The 17,187-nt window shown below is 44.1% G+C and carries 16 protein-coding genes; 3 read left to right on the forward strand and 13 right to left on the reverse strand.

The genetic code is table 11. The features are described 5' to 3' along the window. Positions 1 to 46: 46 nt before the first annotated feature. From MARGE09_RS06975 to MARGE09_RS07000, 6 genes are all read right to left on the reverse strand, one after another. Positions 47 to 610 carry a glutathione S-transferase N-terminal domain-containing protein gene (locus MARGE09_RS06975; RefSeq protein WP_236986619.1) on the reverse strand — a complete coding sequence of 188 codons (564 nt, stop codon included), beginning with the start codon at positions 608 to 610 and terminating at the stop codon, positions 47 to 49. 210 nt (positions 611 to 820) lie between these two features. Next, positions 821 to 1,129: a c-type cytochrome gene (locus tag MARGE09_RS06980; protein WP_236986620.1), complete on the reverse strand. Its 309-nt coding sequence runs from the start codon at positions 1,127 to 1,129 to the stop codon at positions 821 to 823. A 352-nt stretch (positions 1,130 to 1,481) separates the two neighbouring features. After that, positions 1,482 to 2,027 (reverse strand): FKBP-type peptidyl-prolyl cis-trans isomerase, encoded by a 546-nt coding sequence (locus MARGE09_RS06985; protein ID WP_236986621.1) that lies wholly within the window; start codon positions 2,025 to 2,027, stop codon positions 1,482 to 1,484. A gap of 349 nt (positions 2,028 to 2,376) precedes the next feature. Continuing rightward, complete coding sequence (locus MARGE09_RS06990) at positions 2,377 to 3,399, reverse strand: DUF4405 domain-containing protein (protein ID WP_236986622.1); 1,023 nt, start codon at positions 3,397 to 3,399, stop codon at positions 2,377 to 2,379. A gap of 142 nt (positions 3,400 to 3,541) precedes the next feature. Next, positions 3,542 to 4,228 (reverse strand): response regulator, encoded by a 687-nt coding sequence (locus tag MARGE09_RS06995; RefSeq protein ID WP_236986623.1) that lies wholly within the window; start codon positions 4,226 to 4,228, stop codon positions 3,542 to 3,544. A gap of 26 nt (positions 4,229 to 4,254) precedes the next feature. Beyond that, positions 4,255 to 5,664 carry an ATP-binding protein gene (locus tag MARGE09_RS07000; protein WP_236986624.1) on the reverse strand — a complete coding sequence of 470 codons (1,410 nt, stop codon included), beginning with the start codon at positions 5,662 to 5,664 and terminating at the stop codon, positions 4,255 to 4,257. Between the two features lie 272 nt (positions 5,665 to 5,936). Here MARGE09_RS07000 and MARGE09_RS07005 point away from each other — a divergent pair, with 272 nt between their 5' ends. Beyond that, positions 5,937 to 6,809, forward strand: coding sequence for a ketopantoate reductase family protein (locus tag MARGE09_RS07005; protein WP_236986625.1), 873 nt, complete (start codon positions 5,937 to 5,939; stop codon positions 6,807 to 6,809). 163 nt (positions 6,810 to 6,972) lie between these two features. On the opposite strand, the gene MARGE09_RS07010 is transcribed toward MARGE09_RS07005, so the two are convergent. Beyond that, the gene (locus MARGE09_RS07010; RefSeq protein WP_236986626.1) at positions 6,973 to 7,563 is read right to left on the reverse strand and encodes a hypothetical protein; all 591 of its coding nucleotides are present in this window, start codon (positions 7,561 to 7,563) and stop codon (positions 6,973 to 6,975) included. Positions 7,564 to 7,764: 201 nt separating this feature from the next. Continuing rightward, positions 7,765 to 8,919 carry an NHL repeat-containing protein gene (locus tag MARGE09_RS07015; RefSeq protein ID WP_236986627.1) on the reverse strand — a complete coding sequence of 385 codons (1,155 nt, stop codon included), beginning with the start codon at positions 8,917 to 8,919 and terminating at the stop codon, positions 7,765 to 7,767. A 369-nt stretch (positions 8,920 to 9,288) separates the two neighbouring features. Here MARGE09_RS07015 and MARGE09_RS07020 point away from each other — a divergent pair, with 369 nt between their 5' ends. After that, positions 9,289 to 11,919: a serine/threonine-protein kinase gene (locus MARGE09_RS07020; RefSeq protein WP_236986628.1), complete on the forward strand. Its 2,631-nt coding sequence runs from the start codon at positions 9,289 to 9,291 to the stop codon at positions 11,917 to 11,919. A gap of 34 nt (positions 11,920 to 11,953) precedes the next feature. Here the strand turns inward: MARGE09_RS07020 and MARGE09_RS07025 are convergent, their stop codons facing one another. After that, complete coding sequence (locus MARGE09_RS07025) at positions 11,954 to 12,904, reverse strand: FecR family protein (protein WP_236986629.1); 951 nt, start codon at positions 12,902 to 12,904, stop codon at positions 11,954 to 11,956. A 547-nt stretch (positions 12,905 to 13,451) separates the two neighbouring features. On the opposite strand from MARGE09_RS07025, the gene MARGE09_RS07030 reads away from it, so the two are divergent. Further along, positions 13,452 to 13,907 carry a hypothetical protein gene (locus MARGE09_RS07030; protein ID WP_236986630.1) on the forward strand — a complete coding sequence of 152 codons (456 nt, stop codon included), beginning with the start codon at positions 13,452 to 13,454 and terminating at the stop codon, positions 13,905 to 13,907. A gap of 237 nt (positions 13,908 to 14,144) precedes the next feature. Here the strand turns inward: MARGE09_RS07030 and MARGE09_RS07035 are convergent, their stop codons facing one another. The 4 genes from MARGE09_RS07035 to MARGE09_RS07050 form a co-directional block, all read right to left on the reverse strand. After that, positions 14,145 to 15,272 (reverse strand): hypothetical protein, encoded by a 1,128-nt coding sequence (locus MARGE09_RS07035; protein ID WP_236986631.1) that lies wholly within the window; start codon positions 15,270 to 15,272, stop codon positions 14,145 to 14,147. Between the two features lie 671 nt (positions 15,273 to 15,943). Then, a complete protein-coding gene (locus MARGE09_RS07040) occupies positions 15,944 to 16,309 on the reverse strand; it encodes a hypothetical protein (RefSeq protein WP_236986632.1) in 366 nt (121 codons plus the stop codon). Between the two features lie 7 nt (positions 16,310 to 16,316). Beyond that, positions 16,317 to 16,721 (reverse strand): hypothetical protein, encoded by a 405-nt coding sequence (locus MARGE09_RS07045; RefSeq protein WP_236986633.1) that lies wholly within the window; start codon positions 16,719 to 16,721, stop codon positions 16,317 to 16,319. A 168-nt stretch (positions 16,722 to 16,889) separates the two neighbouring features. Continuing rightward, positions 16,890 to 17,180: a hypothetical protein gene (locus MARGE09_RS07050; RefSeq protein WP_236986634.1), complete on the reverse strand. Its 291-nt coding sequence runs from the start codon at positions 17,178 to 17,180 to the stop codon at positions 16,890 to 16,892. Positions 17,181 to 17,187 lie beyond the last annotated feature (7 nt).

Raw genomic sequence — 17,187 nt, forward strand, 5'->3', positions numbered from 1 at the left:
TACATCCTGTAATGTATGGGTGGTTTTGTGTCGGCGGTATGTGGTGTTAAGCGCCGGCCGGTGGTGCGGTTTGGGCGAATAGGGTGTCGGCTTGCGCTGCGTTAAGTAATTTTTGTAAATGTGGCCGGGCAGCTAGGCTAAAGCGTTCGCGGTATACGCCCCAAGCTAAGCAGCACTCAAGGCGTAATTTGGCATCAACGTCTAAAGCTTGAGCGTCTACTTCGAGTTTTTCGAGGTGATCTAAGCTGGCCTCTATGCGGGCGCGCTGGCGATCAAAGTAAGGGTTGGCGTTCATATCTAGCCCGTTGCGTTCCAGCAAAAATAAGTTAATTGCGCTATCCATAATGGTATTGATTAAACAAAAGATGTCTAGGCTGTAGATATTCGGTAAAAAAGTATGGCCGGCTTGCTCGCGAATGTAGCGGATAATCGATGTGGAATCGCTAAGCGCCACATCGCCATCGTGTAAGAAAGGCACCTTCATGGTGGGCGACTGCACGGCCGACCCTTTAGCATCGGTTTCGATGAATTCACATGCGGTGCCGGTTTGTAATAAGGCAATGCGAACGTGGCGTACATAAGGCGAGGTAAAAGATCCAAAAAGCTGCATAAATAATCCTAGTGTGGCTGTACGGTATTTTTAACAGAGAGACGCGCAAGACTTTAACCTAGAAACCGCACTTGAGGGCCAAAAAGGTGCGTAGACGTTGATGGTTCAACTGCGTTTTTTAGGTTTAAGTGCAGCGGCTATTAACGCATAAAACGGTAGGCAAAAAAAAGCCCAGCGTAGATTAGCTGGGCTTTGGTTGGGCTGAGCCTGTTATAGGCCGGAATAATAGGCCGCTAGGTTGTCGATATCGGCATCGCTTAAGCTGCCGGCAATACCGGTCATTATTGCCGCTTGGCCGCCTTTGCGTTCGCCATTTTTATAGGCTTTGATGGCCAGTTTAATGTATTGCTCGTTTTGGCCAGCAATATTGGGGTAAGTGGGGATAGCCGCGACACCGGCAGGCCCATGGCAGGCGGCACAAATAACGGCCTTGGTTTTTCCTGCGGCAGCATCACCAGCAATGGCCGGGGTGGCAAGGGTGGCAGAAGTGAGTAGTGCTGCAATTGCAAGCTTTCTCATAGGGACTCCAGGGTTGTTTTTACCATTGGGCATCCCTAAAAATGCACTTTTTCCGCGATAGCGGCATCAGCTCCGTCCTCGAGTCCTCATTTACACCACGTAAACTGCGGCTCTCCGGGCGGTGCTTCTTTGCTCTCACAAAAAAATTACTATTTTTAGAGCTACCCCATTTAATGTTATAGCGCTAGGGGATTATGTTATTTGTTAACGTGGGCTTTGGGTGCGTGCTTTTGTTACAGCAATAAAGCCCTGTGTTATAGCCCCGTACCGCATTATTTTGCGTTAGTTCAAGTTTAGCCTTTTGTGGCTGAACATCGAATGAATTTACGTGAACCGTAAGACAATTGGATGATTAGCGTCGCTGAAAGGCATGCTGGCAGCTATCGGTTTTGAGCAGGTTAACGGTGAACGTCATAGCGGCATTGGGTGGAATGGTCGGCCTGGAGCCTTTGCTGCCGTATGCTTGCTGGGGATGTACGTAAAGCTCCCAGGTATCGCCTTCTAGCATCATGGGAATTGCCGTTCGCCACGCGGCGATCATTCTTGTGAGTGGGAAGGTGGGCGCCCGCCCGCGCTGGAAGCTGCTATCCACTAGTTGGCTATTCTCGGCTAGCCGAGCTTCGTAGTGCACAGTAATGTTGCTGTTTGGCGCAGGGTGGCAACCATAGCCACTTTTAACCTTGCGGTAATAAACACCTTCGCCGGCTTTTTTATATGTTGTATCGGCGGCCAGAGTTGCCATGTATTGATTGCCCCATTGCAGGTGCTGCTGTGCCGATTGCCCTGCGTGTGGTGCTGATGTGGGTTGCCCATTAGTGGTTGCGCAAGCGCTAAGGGCTAGAACAGCAGCGCTAAGCGCCACGCCCGCAAGCCGCGAGCTAAAAGAATATTTGTGCACAAGAAAGCCTCATCGAATGTGGCTGGCTAGTATACCTCCACAAGGCTTGTGTTATGCGTACAAAGGTTGCTTATTGAGGCTAAAACACTTTGTTCTAGCCTCAATAAATACTGTGTATTTAATCCTAAAAACCGCAGTTGAACCATCAAAGTCTACGCATCCCCTTGGCGCACCTGACGCGTGATAAAAATGATTCATCACCAATAAGGTGACAGATAACCGCTCCTGCGTGATCTGCATTTCCCCCATCCATGGGGGTTACTACACATTTTTACTACACGCCATGCACACCAAAGGAATACGCATCTTTTTGACTCTCAACTGCGGTTTCTAGGTTAATCGTGCCTGCCTACTCGACGCTGGCGACAATAAAGTCCAGTATTTGCTTGGCGGTGGTGATGTTTTCAAGGTCTTTGTAGAGTTCGCCATCTTTGCCAGAATGATGCCCGTGGCCGACTAAGTTGAATAAATACTGTGCTGGCTGATTAGCATCGACCACTGTTTCGTAAATAAGAGATGGCTGTCCTGACGAGCCTTCGCCGCTATATACCGCGTCATCGGGGAAGCGGGTTTTGCTGTAGTACTCGTTAAAATCGTAGGAGCGATTAACCTCAACCATTAGCCTGTAGCGCCCCATGCGTGGTGCTGCGACATCAACCTGGTAATCCACTTTTGGGGTTGCTGCTGAAATACCATCTAGGTCGGTATTGTGTGGGTCTGGCGTGTATAGCCCATCGCTGGCAATAATGCCGCGCTTGTGGCTCCAGTAGGGTAGTGCTTCTGGGCGACGAACGAGGTCTGGCTCGGTTTCGCTGGTGCGATAGCTAGAGTTAGATGTTTTGCCGGTGATATATAACGTATCAATATACTTGCCTTCCATGGTTTCTATCCAAACTGCAATCTGCGGTACGCTGGTGTAAGTAATATTCCAAAATACCGTTTGTGGCTCAGATTCATAAAAGGCGCCCGCTTTAAAAAACAAGCTTAGTTTAGGCGTATTTTCGTTTGCAGTTAAATCAATAACGTTATATTCACGCTTAGGTACTTCGGCGGCTGTTTTTAAGTCGTAACTGAATTGCACCACGCTGAATATGGGCGGCAGATTTAGCCCAAGCGCGACAACAATGGGTATTATTCCAAATGTTGCCAAGCCCATGGACCACTTCCCTTGGCGCTTTTTCATGTGATTTTTATAGGTTTTTGCGTTGTGCTTAATATGTAAAACAAGGCAGGCCAAAAATAAAATAGCGCCCCAGATATGCAAAGACCCAACAAAAAAGTTATAGGGGAGGGCATACAGCAGTACACCGCTAATTAACAAAACAGCGAAAGCGACCGATAGGGTAATTGTCGAAATAGTGCGTAAATTCATAACGTTCCTCGTATAAATAGCGTGATGTATAGCGCCGCAATACGCAGCGCTAGGAAGCTGCCCAGCTCCAAATTCAGGCTATCTTAAGTGGCAAATGGGGAGGAACAGTGTTTGAAATGTGAAAGAAATGTGTTTGTTGGCGCTATGGTGCTTCGTATTTGTAGCCGCAACCGTATACCGAGCGGATTAACTCGAGTTGTGGCTTGGCCTCGTTAAGCTTTTTACGCAACTTTTTGATGTGGCCATCTACGGTTCTATCGCCCACGATACGGTAGTCTTTGTAAATATTATCGAGAATATACTGACGCGAAAATATTCTACCGGGCTGTGAGTGTAGCAGTGCAAACAGCTGGAATTCTACATGGGTTAATACAACGGGTTCGTCGGCAATGCATACGCTTAAACTGTGTTCGTCAAGGGTAATTATCGATTGCGGTGCGGGCTCTGTTGTTGGCGCTATAGCCAGTGTGCGCCGTAAAACGGCTTTAACCCTAGCAACGACTTCGCGCGCGCTTAAGGGTTTACACATATAATCGTCAGCGCCTAATTCAAGGCCCAGCAGACGGTCAATTTCCTCTACTTTAGCGGTCATCATGATTATTGGTACGGCAGAATGCTGCCGTTGCTGACGGCATATTTGTAAGCCGTCCATGCCTGGCAGCATTAAATCCAATAGTATTAAGGCTGGCTCATTGTGCTGTAGCCACTGATAGCCTTCATCGCCACGGTTAAAAACAACAACATTAAAATTGCTGGCTTTTAAATAATCGGCGAGTAAATTCGCCAAATCGGTTTCATCTTCTATTAAGCAAATTGTTGGTGAATTCATCAAAAGTTCTTACTAAATTAGTTGGCTTAATGGTTGATAGGCAAGGTAATAAGAATGCGCACACCACCCAATGATGATGGGCCTGCATTTATTGTTCCTTGGTGTGCGCTAACGATGTTTTTACAAATGGCTAAGCCTAAGCCTGCTCCGCCGGTATCGCGGCTGCGGGAGTTTTCTATGCGATAAAGGCGGTCAAATATTTTGTCTTCTTGCCCCGGTGGAATGCAAGGCGCGCTGTCATCAATTGTAATGTTAGCTTGTGTTTCGCTGGCACTGAGTGCTACGCGAATAATACCGCCGGCATCGGTATAACGAACGGAGTTTTCTAAGAGGTTACTTAGAAGCTGCTGTAAACGATTAGCATCGGCTAATACCTGTATATTAAGCGTTTTATCAATACCCTCTTCCAATGTAAGGCCCGCTGATTGAACTTTAACCTCGTAATGGGCAATGCAGGTTTTTAGTAGCGTACAAAGATTTAGCTTTTCTTTGTGATAACTTAATGTGCCAACATCCGAAAGCGATAACTCGAAGAGATCGTCTATCAACTGGCTTAGGCCAAGTGTTTTATCGTAAAGCATGGCTAGGCTTTCTTGATTAAGCGGCCTAATGCCATCTTGCATGGCTTCTATTTGCACTTTTAATACTGATAGGGGGGTGCGCATTTCATGGGAGATATCAGCAACCCAATGAGCGTGAGACTCTTTATTTGCCGCTAGCGCTTGCGCTAAAAGATTAAAACTATTGCATAGCTGGCCTATTTCGTCGTGGCCGGCAACGGGCATTTTTTGCGAGTAATTCCCCGCGGCTAAAGCCTGCGTATTAATTGCAAGTTCTTTGAGTGGGCGGCTGATTCGGCGTGCAAACAAGGCTGCGACCAGTGTTGCGATGATAAGTACAAGTAAGCTAATAAGGCTGAATACTTTGAACTGGTGCTGAATAAAATTACGATCTTGTGCGCGGCTAACAACCGTAGGTTTAACAAAGCTAATGTAACCAACTACTTGATCAGTAGTTACAGGAATCCAAATGAGTGATTGTTTTGCTTTAGTCACGCCCAGCAGTAAACCTTTGTTGGTGTCGTGTAAGCTAATACTACTGACAAATTCGCGGTAATAGGCTTGTGGTGTGGCGGTGGTATCGTTTGTGGTTTGAACGGTATTGGCAAAAAGGGCATCTGTTTCTGAAAAGACAATATCTTTAAGGTTTAGCCAGCGTTCTGGGGCTAATGCAAGTGGTTGAAAAGAGCCGTCTTCGCGGTAAATATTTGCTAATGCACCGCGCAAAATCTCTAGCCGTTGCACAGATTGCTGCGAGGTATAATCTAAAAAGCCTTGGCGCAAGCTGTTGTGCAGCAATAAATAGAGTGCAAGCACGCAAAGTGTAATGGTGCCTACAAAGGCTAGCCAGAGTTTAGTCCCTACATTAATTTGCATCGTCCACCTATTGGGGCTTTATCTTATGGTCTGTAGCATATTACTTTGCGGCCAATGTAGACAATTCAACGGCGGCTGTAAATGAGTTATCCCTATGGTTGGCCTGCGGTTGCTTGCGTAACCCTGATTCTGCTAGGGCTTGCGGTCTTCTGGGTGGCATCAAGGCGCCGCTGGTACGTTATTCCTATGGGGTTATAGCGTTCTAGGCTTGATCGCTTACCGCTGCACGGGTTTAATGGGCATGTCGTTATCATTTTATAAGAGCCTAACTTGTGCATACCCAAAAACACGCCCATTGGCATATTTTAGGTGCTGGCGCTATCGGTACCCTTATCGCTTTTAAGTTGAGCCAGCAAAAGCGGAGCTTTACCTTAATGGGGCGTAATGGTAGTGGCGTGGCTCGTGATTTTACCGACTTACATAGCGTTAGGCACCACCTTATCAGCGCAGAGCGCAAGACTATTGATTACCTGCTTATTTGCACCAAATCGACCCAAGCGGTTACTGCATTTACAGCAATACAATCACGCCTTAACCCGCAAAGTGTTGTGGTGTGTTTATTTAATGGATTGGGGGCGCAACAGCAAATACGCGAGCATGCGATTTGCCCTGTTTATTTTGCGACGACAACCGAAGGTGTTAGCAAAATAGCGCAGCACCACTACGCCTATAAAGGCGCTGGCGAAACTTATATTGATGCTCTTATTACTCAGGAATTCACGCAAGATAAACTGCCTTTATTATTTAAGCCAGTTGACAACATCGATGAGCGCTTAATGGATAAACTCGTTATTAATAGTTTAATAAACCCGCTAACCGTATTATTCGATTGCAAAAATGGCGAGTTATTATCTAACCCAAAAGCTATGGTAAGCATGCATGCCTTAGCCGGTGAAATAGCCTTGTGGTTAAGTACCTATGTGCGAAGTGTATCCGCTGACGCAGTGCTAAATATGGCTGTAGTTGTCGCGCAAAAAACCGCTAATAATACCAGCTCAATGCGCCAAGATATTCAGCAAAAAAAAATGAGCGAAATAGATTTTATTAATGGTTATTGGCTAAGTAATAACCCCGGGAAATTAATACTCCCCGAGAATGCTCGAGTTGTGGCTGACGTTAAGCGTATTGAGGCTGGGGGTGTTTAGTGTGGCTCTTTTTACGTTATGTTGATATCCCCTTTATTACCCCGCAAGGGCTAGTTATTCAGCGTCTTAGGGGGGGAATGGTCATTTTTAGCAGTGATCCATAAACAGCCCTATCTATGTAAGCGATGGGAGGCTGCTATGGATTCAACGTGAAATGTAAGAACTATCGTTGGAGTGCAGGTATTGCCTCGATTGATTCGGCATCTAATATGCTTTTTACTTTTTGTTTGAAAATGTCAATATTATAGGCTTTGTTTAATTGCATGACTTGTGCTTCCAGCGGTAAAAAAAGCATTAGGTCGATATATTCAAGTTCACTGTCTGAGGTTTTAAATTCGTCTTTATTTGACGCGCGTTTTTTATCTTCATAGACACTAACAGCAGCCTTTACCTCCTTGCGATAATCATTGATTTTGAATTCGTCTTCTAAATCTAGAATTTGTAGTGCTGTTTTGTCTGGCGCATGTATGGCCATTGGGAGCAAGTAGTTTTTTGGGTAAGGCGACTTTTTACACGGAGTGAACCCTGTGAACGTTAGATTTTGCATATTCACCCCTATGTTGCGCTGGGTGTATAGATCCTGCGTGCAGCTAGTATACGATCGACCTTGGGCCATGCGATCATGATTACCAAAGTGAGCTGTACCTGACCACCAATCATATAGCCCCCCAAGGCCGGGGACGGCTGCCGCTGAATGGCTAAAGGTTAGAATGGCGATAAGAACGCTGCTTTTAATATAGGTTGAAATATTCATTTTTATACCCTGTTATGTTGTTTGTTGTGTTAGGTAAAAAAATAATAGCAGTGAAATTAAAGTATTTTGTGTGAACTATTCACCTTTGTGATGGCACGTTTTTTGGTTGGTGGTTTGTATTGCAGGGGCGCGTATTGTAAAGAAATAATTGCCCCGCTCAGTTAAATACTATTATTTAATAATTCTTATATCACCGAGTGTTTACGCACCCCTTCTAAGAGTGGGATGTAGATATTGGCCGAAACAACGATATCCCCCGAGACATAAAATACCCATAAGCAAGGTCATAAAATTAATAGCGCCGCCTGAGCTGCCACCGTTCGCTGCTGTTGCTGAGGGTTGTGAGGATGAGCCGGTTGATGAAGATGCATTTGTCGAGGCCATAGAGCTGGCCGCGCTAGACGACGTGCTCGCAACCCCAAGAGGTGTGCAACCTGTTGTATTTTTGTCCCCTTGGCAGGCTTGCAGCGCGATGCTTCTGGCTGTGCCAGCACCAACGGGAAATTGAGTTAGGTAGTCCCCATTCCCATTAAATTTGTATATGGCACTCGCGTAAGAGACCACATAAAAATCGCCGTTGTCATCAAAAGCAATACCTTGGGGAGTAATGGTTTCGCCACCGTTAATGTCGGCCGAGGTAATGGTTTTAAGCAGGTTGCCATTTTGATCGTATTCATAAATGGCGCGATCGCCACTGCCAGAAGTAAGCCACACCGTGTCATCATCGTCGCCTTCGCCATTGGGGTCTCGAGCCACTGCCATTAGGCTCGTCATGCCTTCTTCGTAACTGCTGAACAATAACGTTTCACCGCCGCCAAATTTATCAAGCGCACCGCGCCCGCTGCTACCGCCCAGCCGATTGGCAACATACAGGCTACCGTCTGCCATCAATGCCGAGCAGTTTGGGTCGTTAAATAGCGTATCAGTAAATTCACGCTTAAATTGGCCTGCATGAGAAAATACCATAATAGATTGATTATTGGAGTTGGATATCAACACTTCCAATTCAGTATTGCTATCTGGGGTATAGCCACTAAAAGTGATACTCACAGGCTCGTTAAAGTCGGGGTGTTCTATGGTCTTAATCAGTGTGTGCGTGCTATCAAAAATATAAATAGCATTTGAAAACTCACCAGCCACCCAGATATTGCCGTTGGTCGGGTCAAAAGCAACTCCCCTTGGGCCGTCTAGCCCTGGTGTACTAAAACGCTCTAACTCCTGTCCGGCAGTGTTGTACACGGCAATTTCGTCGCTGCTCCACATAGAAACATATAGGTTGCCGGTATTTTTGTAGGGTAATAAGGCAAAAGCCGAAGAAGACAGTAATAGTAATATCGATATCGTAAGTGCCCGCATAATAACCTCCGTTTGATTGAGATAAAAAATTATGCTTACTATATCACTATCGTTGTCGCCTCTATCCTTGGGTGTGTAGTGGGGTATATATCAACGCACCTGTAGATATTTCATCACCCATTTTAAGCCAAATGGAATGGGGTTCAGGGGTAGGCATTAAATGAGTTATTTCACTAGCTCTTGTTGCTAGCGGTTTCGGCGGCAGTAATGCGCTAACTAAAAAGCAGCCGAGTAAACTACGACAGCCTTCAGGCTTCTCTTTTAACTCAAACTGTAGTGGTCAACCATACTGCTCATAAAGTGTTTAGGAATACTATCTAAAAGACTTATACTAACCCTCTATATATAGCCTCAAGGGGTGATCTTCAAATGCCGAAACTCAGCCGCATACTCAGTGCTGAACGAATCTTAGTGTTCTCATCTATCGTTATTTGCATTGTCTTATCTCTAAGCCAATTTACGAACGCTATTGACAGGTTGATTTACGATTCTTTCGGGCGATTATTGAATGTACCCGTTGAATCGGATGTAGCTATTATCGCAGTGGATGATCGCAGTATTGAGAGCCTCGGGCGGTGGCCTTGGCCGCGCCATATTCATGCCTCACTTATCGAAAAGCTGAATGAGGTTTCGCCACGCCTAATTATTATCAACTTTTTATTTTCTGAAAAAGAAAAAAACAATGACTTATCTGCCTTGAAAAGAGTTAAAGATAACCTTCTTGATGCTCAGGTGATACAGCTGGAATCCTCGGAAGGTGAAACGTTATATATGCCCGGTGCTGCTTGGCTCGATGCTGGATTCATTTCGAAGGATGTCGACAATAAATCACGCGGATTGTATTTAGAAATGCAAGAAAGTATTGTTAAGTCGCTGGGGGAGGCTGTACGTGATATGACGCAAACGCTAGACGCTAAGTCCGGCGATATAATGCTTTCGCAGGCTCTTCAGGGTGACACATCTGTTTTAATGCCTCTATATTTTCACTCTAATAACAACCGTAGCGAAGCTGACCCTGAGTACCTTACGAGTAACTCTGCTGCTTTCTTAGTTCAGGGAACTTTTTCAACCCGGCGTCAACATCTGCCGGTAAATAGAGAGAGTGCTATTTATCCTATCGCCATGTTTGGCAATTATAGCCATATGCTTGGGCATGTGAATGACTACCCTGATAGTGATGGTAAAGTCAGAAAGCATAGTTTGTTAATACATCACAATGGCCAGTTATACCCTTCGTTAGCATTATCCGCCACGGCGGCTGATATGGGGTATTCGGCCAAGGATATTCTCTATCAGCCAGGCAGCGGAGTTGTTTTAGGTAAAAATAAATACCGGACGGACGAAAACCTAGCAATATTGCCAAGCATTAATTATCAACGCGATGTGTTGAAGCCTTTTGATATTTATTCCTATTCTGATGTGCTTTCAGATGAGGCAGGGTTTAGTAAATTCAATGACAAAATTATCATTTTGGGTATTACCGCAAATGGCTTGAGCAACCGCTATAAGGCATCTGGAGTGCATGATATTTCTCCAACAGAATTACTTGCTTCTAATATTGCTAGCCTTAGTAATATGAAGTTTTACTATACGCCCGCTTGGTCAAAAGCGGTTATTTGGTTGCTATTTATCACTATATCACTAGCTTTACTTATATTTGCACGCCGAATGAGTATTAAGCACTGGATTGTAATCGTATCTATGTTGGTAGTGGCGACGCTGGTATTGCAATGGTCTTTCTTAACGTTTTCTCAAATATGGCTGCCTTTTTCATCATTATATGTGCTCAGTCTACTGGCTTTCTTGTTGGTTAACTTATGGAATTTAAGTACATTTGAAAAGAAATCGTTTCAAACCCAAATAGAAAGTAGTGAAAGTAATAAAGTGCTAGGTCTTACCTATCAAAATCAAGGGCAGCTTGATCTGGCATTCGATAAGTTTAAGCGTTGTAAGCCTGATGAATCAATTGCTGATGCCCTGTATGGCTTAGGGTTAGATTTTGAGAGAAAGCGCCTAAATCATAAGGCCAGCTTAGTTTATCAATATATTGAAAAAATAAGCCCGTCTTATAAAGATATAATAAACCGCATACAGGCTATTGAGTCTGGTGTGTCGATACAAGTAGCCAGTATTTCCGGCGATCTAAATGTTACCGCTAAACGAACAGTGAATACTGGAATACTTGAGCAGCCCACTTTTGGCCGATATCAAGTAGAGAAAGAAATTGGTCGTGGTGGTATGGGGGCTGTGTATCTAGGGCGGGATCCACGGATTGATAGAAAAGTAGCTATTAAAACGTTAGACTTTTTTGCCGACTATACTGGGGATCTCCTTGTGGAAGCGAAAAAGCGCTTTTCACGTGAAGCAATTGCTATTGGAAAGCTTAATCACAGCAATATTGTTACTATATATGATGTTGGAGAAGATCACGATTTAGCGTATATCGCGATGGAGTACTTATTTGGCGTTGATTTAAATGAATATACATTAGAGGGGCGACTACTGCCTTTAGAGGAAGTGGTGAAAATTGGTATCGTATGCGCTGAGGCTCTCGACTATGCGCATAGTATGGGAGTCGTGCACAGAGATATTAAACCATCAAATATTGTATATGATCAAAAAACCGAAAAAGTTTGGTTAACCGATTTTGGGATTGCGCTATTGTTGGACTCAGGGGGTTCTAAAACAAGCTCGGCGATTGGTTCGCCAGGCTATATGTCGCCAGAGCAAATAAAAAGAGAGGCGCTTGATGGCAGAAGTGATATCTATTCACTTGGGGTTACGCTATTTCAGCTATTGTCTGGCACAAAGCCATTTGATGGCGGAGGCGCATCGTCTATTTCTTTTTCTATCGTTAACAATCCGACGCCGGAGTTAAAGGCAATTATGCCAAGTATACCGCAGGCACTTAGTAATTTAATATTTAAAGCTATGCAGAAGGATAAAAGTCACCGATTTTCGACGGCAGCTGAAATGAAAAAAGCGCTTGAAGATTGCTAATCTGCAAGCGCTTAAAAACTAATATCTTCGAGGTTTATTGTATTAGATCGCGCGCGTACTTTTTAACGCGCTCGAACCAAGATAGCTGTACTTGATCAGGGGATAGGTTAAGATCAAAAAAACCCTCGGGAATATCGCCGATGCTAGCTTCGGCGCCGATTGATTCTACTTGCACAAATTTCCCTTTTGGTACTTCGATTTCGCCAGCACTGGTATTAACAACAATGGCGCCTTCTTTAACGGCTGCAGTGGCACCGAGTAAATCACCGCAGTGCTCGCCTTCGCAGTAACGAACAGTATACTCGGTCCCCCGAACACCCATTGTAACTGCTGGCGTATTTAACTGATAAGTATCCTCAGAATCTTTACCAATTTTTCCTGTTTTTACGCTGATTACACCAATTAATAAATTTAGTTTTGCTACGAAATTTTCTGTAATGCTCGGCTGGTATTGAAAATCTTCGATGATAAACTCGCTGCTTGGGCCAACTATGTAATGGGAGTTATCATTGAGTTCTATTTCGGCACTACCATTTTTATCTGTCCGCAATGTGTCGAGTGTTATCAAATTGATCTCATCCGAAATCACCTCGCTTGCATTGTCTCTAATTAATTCTGCTTGTGATTTTCCTAGCCTCGCCGTTCCTACGTAGTTAAGTGCGGGCTCCGCAATTGCGGTTGGCTCTGGAATGACTACTGGTTCTGGCTCAGGTTCCGGCTCAGGCTCGGGCGCAATATAGGGCGTAGGAATAATAATTCTTTCCCCTGGGAATATTAAATCTAATGATTTATTGCTAAAGCGGTCACTATTGAGCGTTTTTATTTTATTAAGTAAAGGGTGAAGGTCTGCGTATTCCCCCTCAAAACCTTCTTGTTTTAAAAGTTTAATTAGTGTATCGCCAGAGTTTACAGTTTTTATTGCATCTGCATTAAGTGTAGAGGAAAGTAAAATGAATACAGATGTTATTAAAATATGATTTTTCATAAAGCTAAAGCCAAAAGGTTAAGGAATGCTGCTTCTGTTGTTGCCTGACATTCCTATTGTTGGTGAACTACGAATACATCATACTAATTCTATTTGTCGTCAAAGAGGCGCGTTGTCGAGAAAATTTTACAAGAATTTACATCTACTGAGGCCGTACATTTCGGTTGATTAGGCTACGGCACTCCTGCTTAGAATCTCAATAGCCGGTGCATTAACGAGAAACCATGCAGATAATAGGGAGCATATGGTTGATAAACATCGGCTCATCTCGTGCTGTAGTAACCACAATTTCTACGGTGAGGAGGTGCTCGCTAGGTGAATGATGGCTGGCTTCACTGCTGTTCACCAATATTCAGATCTATGTTATCCAGGGGTTTATAGGGCTCGCCAAGCTGAAGGCGGGGCTTTGGGTTAGTAGTCGCTATTTGTGACTTTAGAGGATCTGTGATCTAGTATTAGGCTCGAGTAATAAGGGGGCTAGTTTAGCGATTGTGTAACTGATGCCACCTTTGCGTTAAATTTTAAGGTGATAAATAGGGCGAATAGCATGAAAGTCTATTACAAAGTATTCGAGTACAACGCTGAGCAGGTCGTTGATGGCGATGTGTTAGACGCCGCTTTAATCGATGGCAAAGCCCTGTTGGGCTTTAGTGATGTAGTATTTCTGGGGCTTGATAAGGATCAGCTATGTCGTGAGGGTTCCAAAATATGGAAGTTGAAGCATGATGAAATCGCGAAGCTGATAACCCCGTTACCCAAAACGGTGAATGCTGATAGTGGCTTGGCAATAACATTTCATACTGAGCAAACGTACTGTAATGTCGATACCCAACCGGCTGGCGATCACTATGTGTTTATACCGGTGCTGTGCGAGCGATTATTGAAATTAGCAGAAGAGTCGCAACGTTGCGAGGCTGTTATTGGCGTGGTGGAAGAAGGTTGTCCGCGCAATTGGCAGGGGGTTTTATCATATTTAAAGCAGCATCAATCGCAACCGCTGTGAGGCTTTGGCGTTGGTTTATTCCAGCCTCTGCCGGCGTACGTTTGGCTTATTTGTGTGGCATATCGGGGCACAAGGTCTTTAACGTGAAGCCTTGGCGGAGATACGTCTTAATTGCAGCAGACTTTGTCAGCCAGCAGGGCTGTTGGTAGGCTCGTCTATAGAGAAGCCCAGTTCACGGCCCTGCCGATGGATAGGCAACAGCATTATCTTGGTGTGATAAGTGTGTTGCTTGTATTCTTAAAACTTATTGGAATCGCGGACTAAATTGCGCGCATCTTCAACGATTCTTACTGCGGCGGCGCTAGGCTTTTTGGGTCTTGACTGAAAATAGTCTCTTAGAGCTTGGCTATTTGGTACTGTCGTCTTACCGGTCCATTTTCCTTGTATATTTTTAAAGTTAGAAAGTTTCGTCCCTGTAAGTGTGCACTCGTTCTTTGAGTAACCCCTTGTTCCAGAGGCGGGTTGCCAAATAGGAAGGTTCAATATGTCGGCGTTATTGACAATTTTAACATCACCGCTGCTGCCAATGGCATCAATAACAACAATGGAGATATCGGTGACTGCTGGTTTTTGGCCTTTTTCTAACGCTTCACTCATGCCATATAAAATTCTGGGAAGTTCAGCATAAGTTAATATCGAGGTATTCCGAAACCCCCATAAAACGGCAGCAGTCATGTGCCCTCTCGCTTTATTGCCGAGGTTTTCTGATACACCAGCGAAGTAGTGCTGAAGGTTTTTACCTTGGGGTGAATTGTCCCAAACAAATTGACCATCCACTAAGCGTACATCGGTAGTCGCTTCAAGCTGGCCAAACATACCAGGGGTTGCTTTGTTCCACTTTTCTATATAGTGAACGAGTTTTCGAGCATCTATGCCATTCCAGAAAACGCTACCGTTATCTGGTGTGTCCACATTGGTACTCGCAATCAATTTATTAACAAGTGCCTTAGCGCGTGATTCAGCGTTTTGGCCATTAATGGCAAGCGCAGAGGGATTAAGATGGACTTGTTTGGCCTTTATGCCTTTGTCTCCGCCAGAATAGACTTGCCGAGTGGCTACGCGGCTTAAGCCATCCATAAGCTCGTCGCGTTTTACTGCGGCTTGCCCCCAGTCCTTGCTTTTAACTTTGCTAAGGAGCTCTGATTTGAAATCATTACTTGAAAAATTCATCAGATCCTTCGCAAGGATCTGATCCGGTGACTTCATTATGCTAGCACTTATTCGGCGTACCCAGTCCCTGTCTGATTCATAAAGGTATTGTGCAAATTTATTTTGCAGAGCCAAATAAACCGGCCATGGAATTAAGCCTGTATAGTTTGCGGGTTGATTGTATTTGTTTGGATTAGCGCTGAGTGGATGAGGCATGTACTGTTCCTTTGTGTTTAGCGTGTACTTCTGATTGCAATCTATTTATCGTCTGTCTGAGAGCAGATTAACAATGGCTGTAAGCTCGTCAAATATTCAACCCTGAATGAGCTCCATTTAAGTAGTGAGTGAGACCATTTTTCTTTGGGCGGTATTGTGCTGTCTTGTTTATTTTTAATGAAAGCGGCTTGCCGTACTTGAGGCAGGAATAAAGCATTTTCGTCAGATAGCTTGGGTAAGGCAATAAACATGCCCTCGATCACTATTGTGATCGGCTTTTAAGTTGAGGTTCCTTTGGGTATATTTTGAGACCTAACGCATTGTAAATTAGTCAATGTTCTAACTATTTAATGTTTGAATGCAATTTTTCCCTTGCTGTACTACTGTTTGTGTTGTTGGGTTCTATAAGAATTGTTGATTTCAGCTAAAAACAGTGTCGAGTAATTTAACAAGCTGTAGGGTTGGGGTGTCAGTGTATAAGCGATTTTATCTTTTTCTCGTTTCTATGACCTCACTGAGTAAGCTAGGCGTGTCTTTATTGTTGAGATAATTTTTATTCTGTTGCGTTTACGTCAGGGGAGTGGCGCTTGGAGTATTAAATGCTTAATGCGCATTAGTCTGCATGGTAGATTTCTCTGCTGCAAGGGTTCTTTTATTTTAAATTTATACTACTAAAGTTGGGATAACTTTAAACAATCAATATGATTATTGTTTAAAACGAGACGGTGTGCGCCATCATTTTTAATCATCGTTTTAAGTTTTTCTTTACTGAAAGATACTGCGCATTCGCTAGTTTCTGCCTGTAGTTGCTGAAAGCTTTCAACTAGCTTTCCATTTCTAGCAGAAAAGCGCCAACCGTCTTCTGCTCCTGGGGATAGCACTAAGGGCGATAGTTTAGTTTCTCCATTCTGAAATTGAGCGCTAATGCTGAGTTGTATATCGGTGTTATTTTTAACAAAGAGATGGTCGAACTTTGGTTCACCGCAACTTGCTAAAGCAATTGCAATAAGGCTTATGAAATAAACTTTAATGATCATTGTTTAATTATCTATTGCAAATCGCCACTTTATCGATCTTTTTCCGCGTTAGTTTGAGTTCGGCGGTTAAAGTTGGTATCAGATCTTCGGCAATATGATGGTCGAGGTATGACTGTGCATTTTTGAAAGTCACATAGCGATAATCCAAATGCTGTATTGGCGCGATGGGAAAGTCTTTTTTAACGTCTTTGGTCAACGAATCTGGATGCACGATGACTTTTATATCGTACAGGGTACCTGCATTGGGGCTGCCGTGATCCTGCCATTGCCACCATTGCATACCAATCAGAGAGTGGGTCATGGCTTGCGGACCGAAATCCTCGTAGTCAAGTATGACATATTTCTCGCAGGTCTTTGTTGATGCGCAGCTGGAGGCTATGGTGGCTACGGCTAAGCAAAGTAAAAGTCTCATTACATTATCCACATTTGAGTTGACTTGCGATTTCAATTTTTGGGGCCGCATCTGCTGGGATAGCAATGGCTCCGCTCAGCCAAATAAATTTCTTTAATGATGTTTTTCGTATAATCCTTTTCCTATAGAATCCCAATGAACCTCATAGACGTTTCCTCTGGAGAAGAACTATGTGTGTAACCCTCCTTTTGCAATGCCAAAGCCAAAATCTATGTTGGCTAGGCTTGTGATATCTAGCGTGTTCAACTTTGTTTCGCTTAAATGAGGATTAACTTTTTTGAAATTCGGGTTTGTTTTTGGGGTGATGCGATAATCGGTGACGGTATAGCTAAGAGGAATGTTGTAATAACTGCATTTTTTGTTTGCTATGACATTGCTATAGGCATGCTCTTGATTTCCGTCCTCAGGATGCTTTGAATCAGGGTTGACGTATACCGCCTTCCATTGATGGTTCGTCACCAAGTAC

The organism is Marinagarivorans cellulosilyticus, assembly GCF_021655555.1.
GTDB lineage: Bacteria > Pseudomonadota > Gammaproteobacteria > Pseudomonadales > Cellvibrionaceae > Marinagarivorans > Marinagarivorans cellulosilyticus.

Excerpts from the sequence above, each read along its gene's own strand:
- MARGE09_RS06975 (WP_236986619.1), bottom strand. The coding sequence starts at position 610 with ATGCAGCTTTTTGGATCTTTTACCTCGCCTTATGTACGCCACGTTCGC.
- MARGE09_RS06980 (WP_236986620.1), bottom strand. The coding sequence starts at position 1,129 with ATGAGAAAGCTTGCAATTGCAGCACTACTCACTTCTGCCACCCTTGCC.
- MARGE09_RS06990 (WP_236986622.1), bottom strand. The coding sequence starts at position 3,399 with ATGAATTTACGCACTATTTCGACAATTACCCTATCGGTCGCTTTCGCT.
- MARGE09_RS06995 (WP_236986623.1), bottom strand. The coding sequence starts at position 4,228 with ATGAATTCACCAACAATTTGCTTAATAGAAGATGAAACCGATTTGGCG.
- MARGE09_RS07000 (WP_236986624.1), bottom strand. The coding sequence starts at position 5,664 with ATGCAAATTAATGTAGGGACTAAACTCTGGCTAGCCTTTGTAGGCACC.
- MARGE09_RS07010 (WP_236986626.1), bottom strand. The coding sequence starts at position 7,563 with ATGAATATTTCAACCTATATTAAAAGCAGCGTTCTTATCGCCATTCTA.
- MARGE09_RS07015 (WP_236986627.1), bottom strand. The coding sequence starts at position 8,919 with ATGCGGGCACTTACGATATCGATATTACTATTACTGTCTTCTTCGGCT.
- MARGE09_RS07020 (WP_236986628.1), top strand. The coding sequence starts at position 9,289 with ATGCCGAAACTCAGCCGCATACTCAGTGCTGAACGAATCTTAGTGTTC.
- MARGE09_RS07025 (WP_236986629.1), bottom strand. The coding sequence starts at position 12,904 with ATGAAAAATCATATTTTAATAACATCTGTATTCATTTTACTTTCCTCT.
- MARGE09_RS07030 (WP_236986630.1), top strand. The coding sequence starts at position 13,452 with ATGAAAGTCTATTACAAAGTATTCGAGTACAACGCTGAGCAGGTCGTT.
- MARGE09_RS07035 (WP_236986631.1), bottom strand. The coding sequence starts at position 15,272 with ATGCCTCATCCACTCAGCGCTAATCCAAACAAATACAATCAACCCGCA.
- MARGE09_RS07040 (WP_236986632.1), bottom strand. The coding sequence starts at position 16,309 with ATGATCATTAAAGTTTATTTCATAAGCCTTATTGCAATTGCTTTAGCA.
- MARGE09_RS07045 (WP_236986633.1), bottom strand. The coding sequence starts at position 16,721 with ATGAGACTTTTACTTTGCTTAGCCGTAGCCACCATAGCCTCCAGCTGC.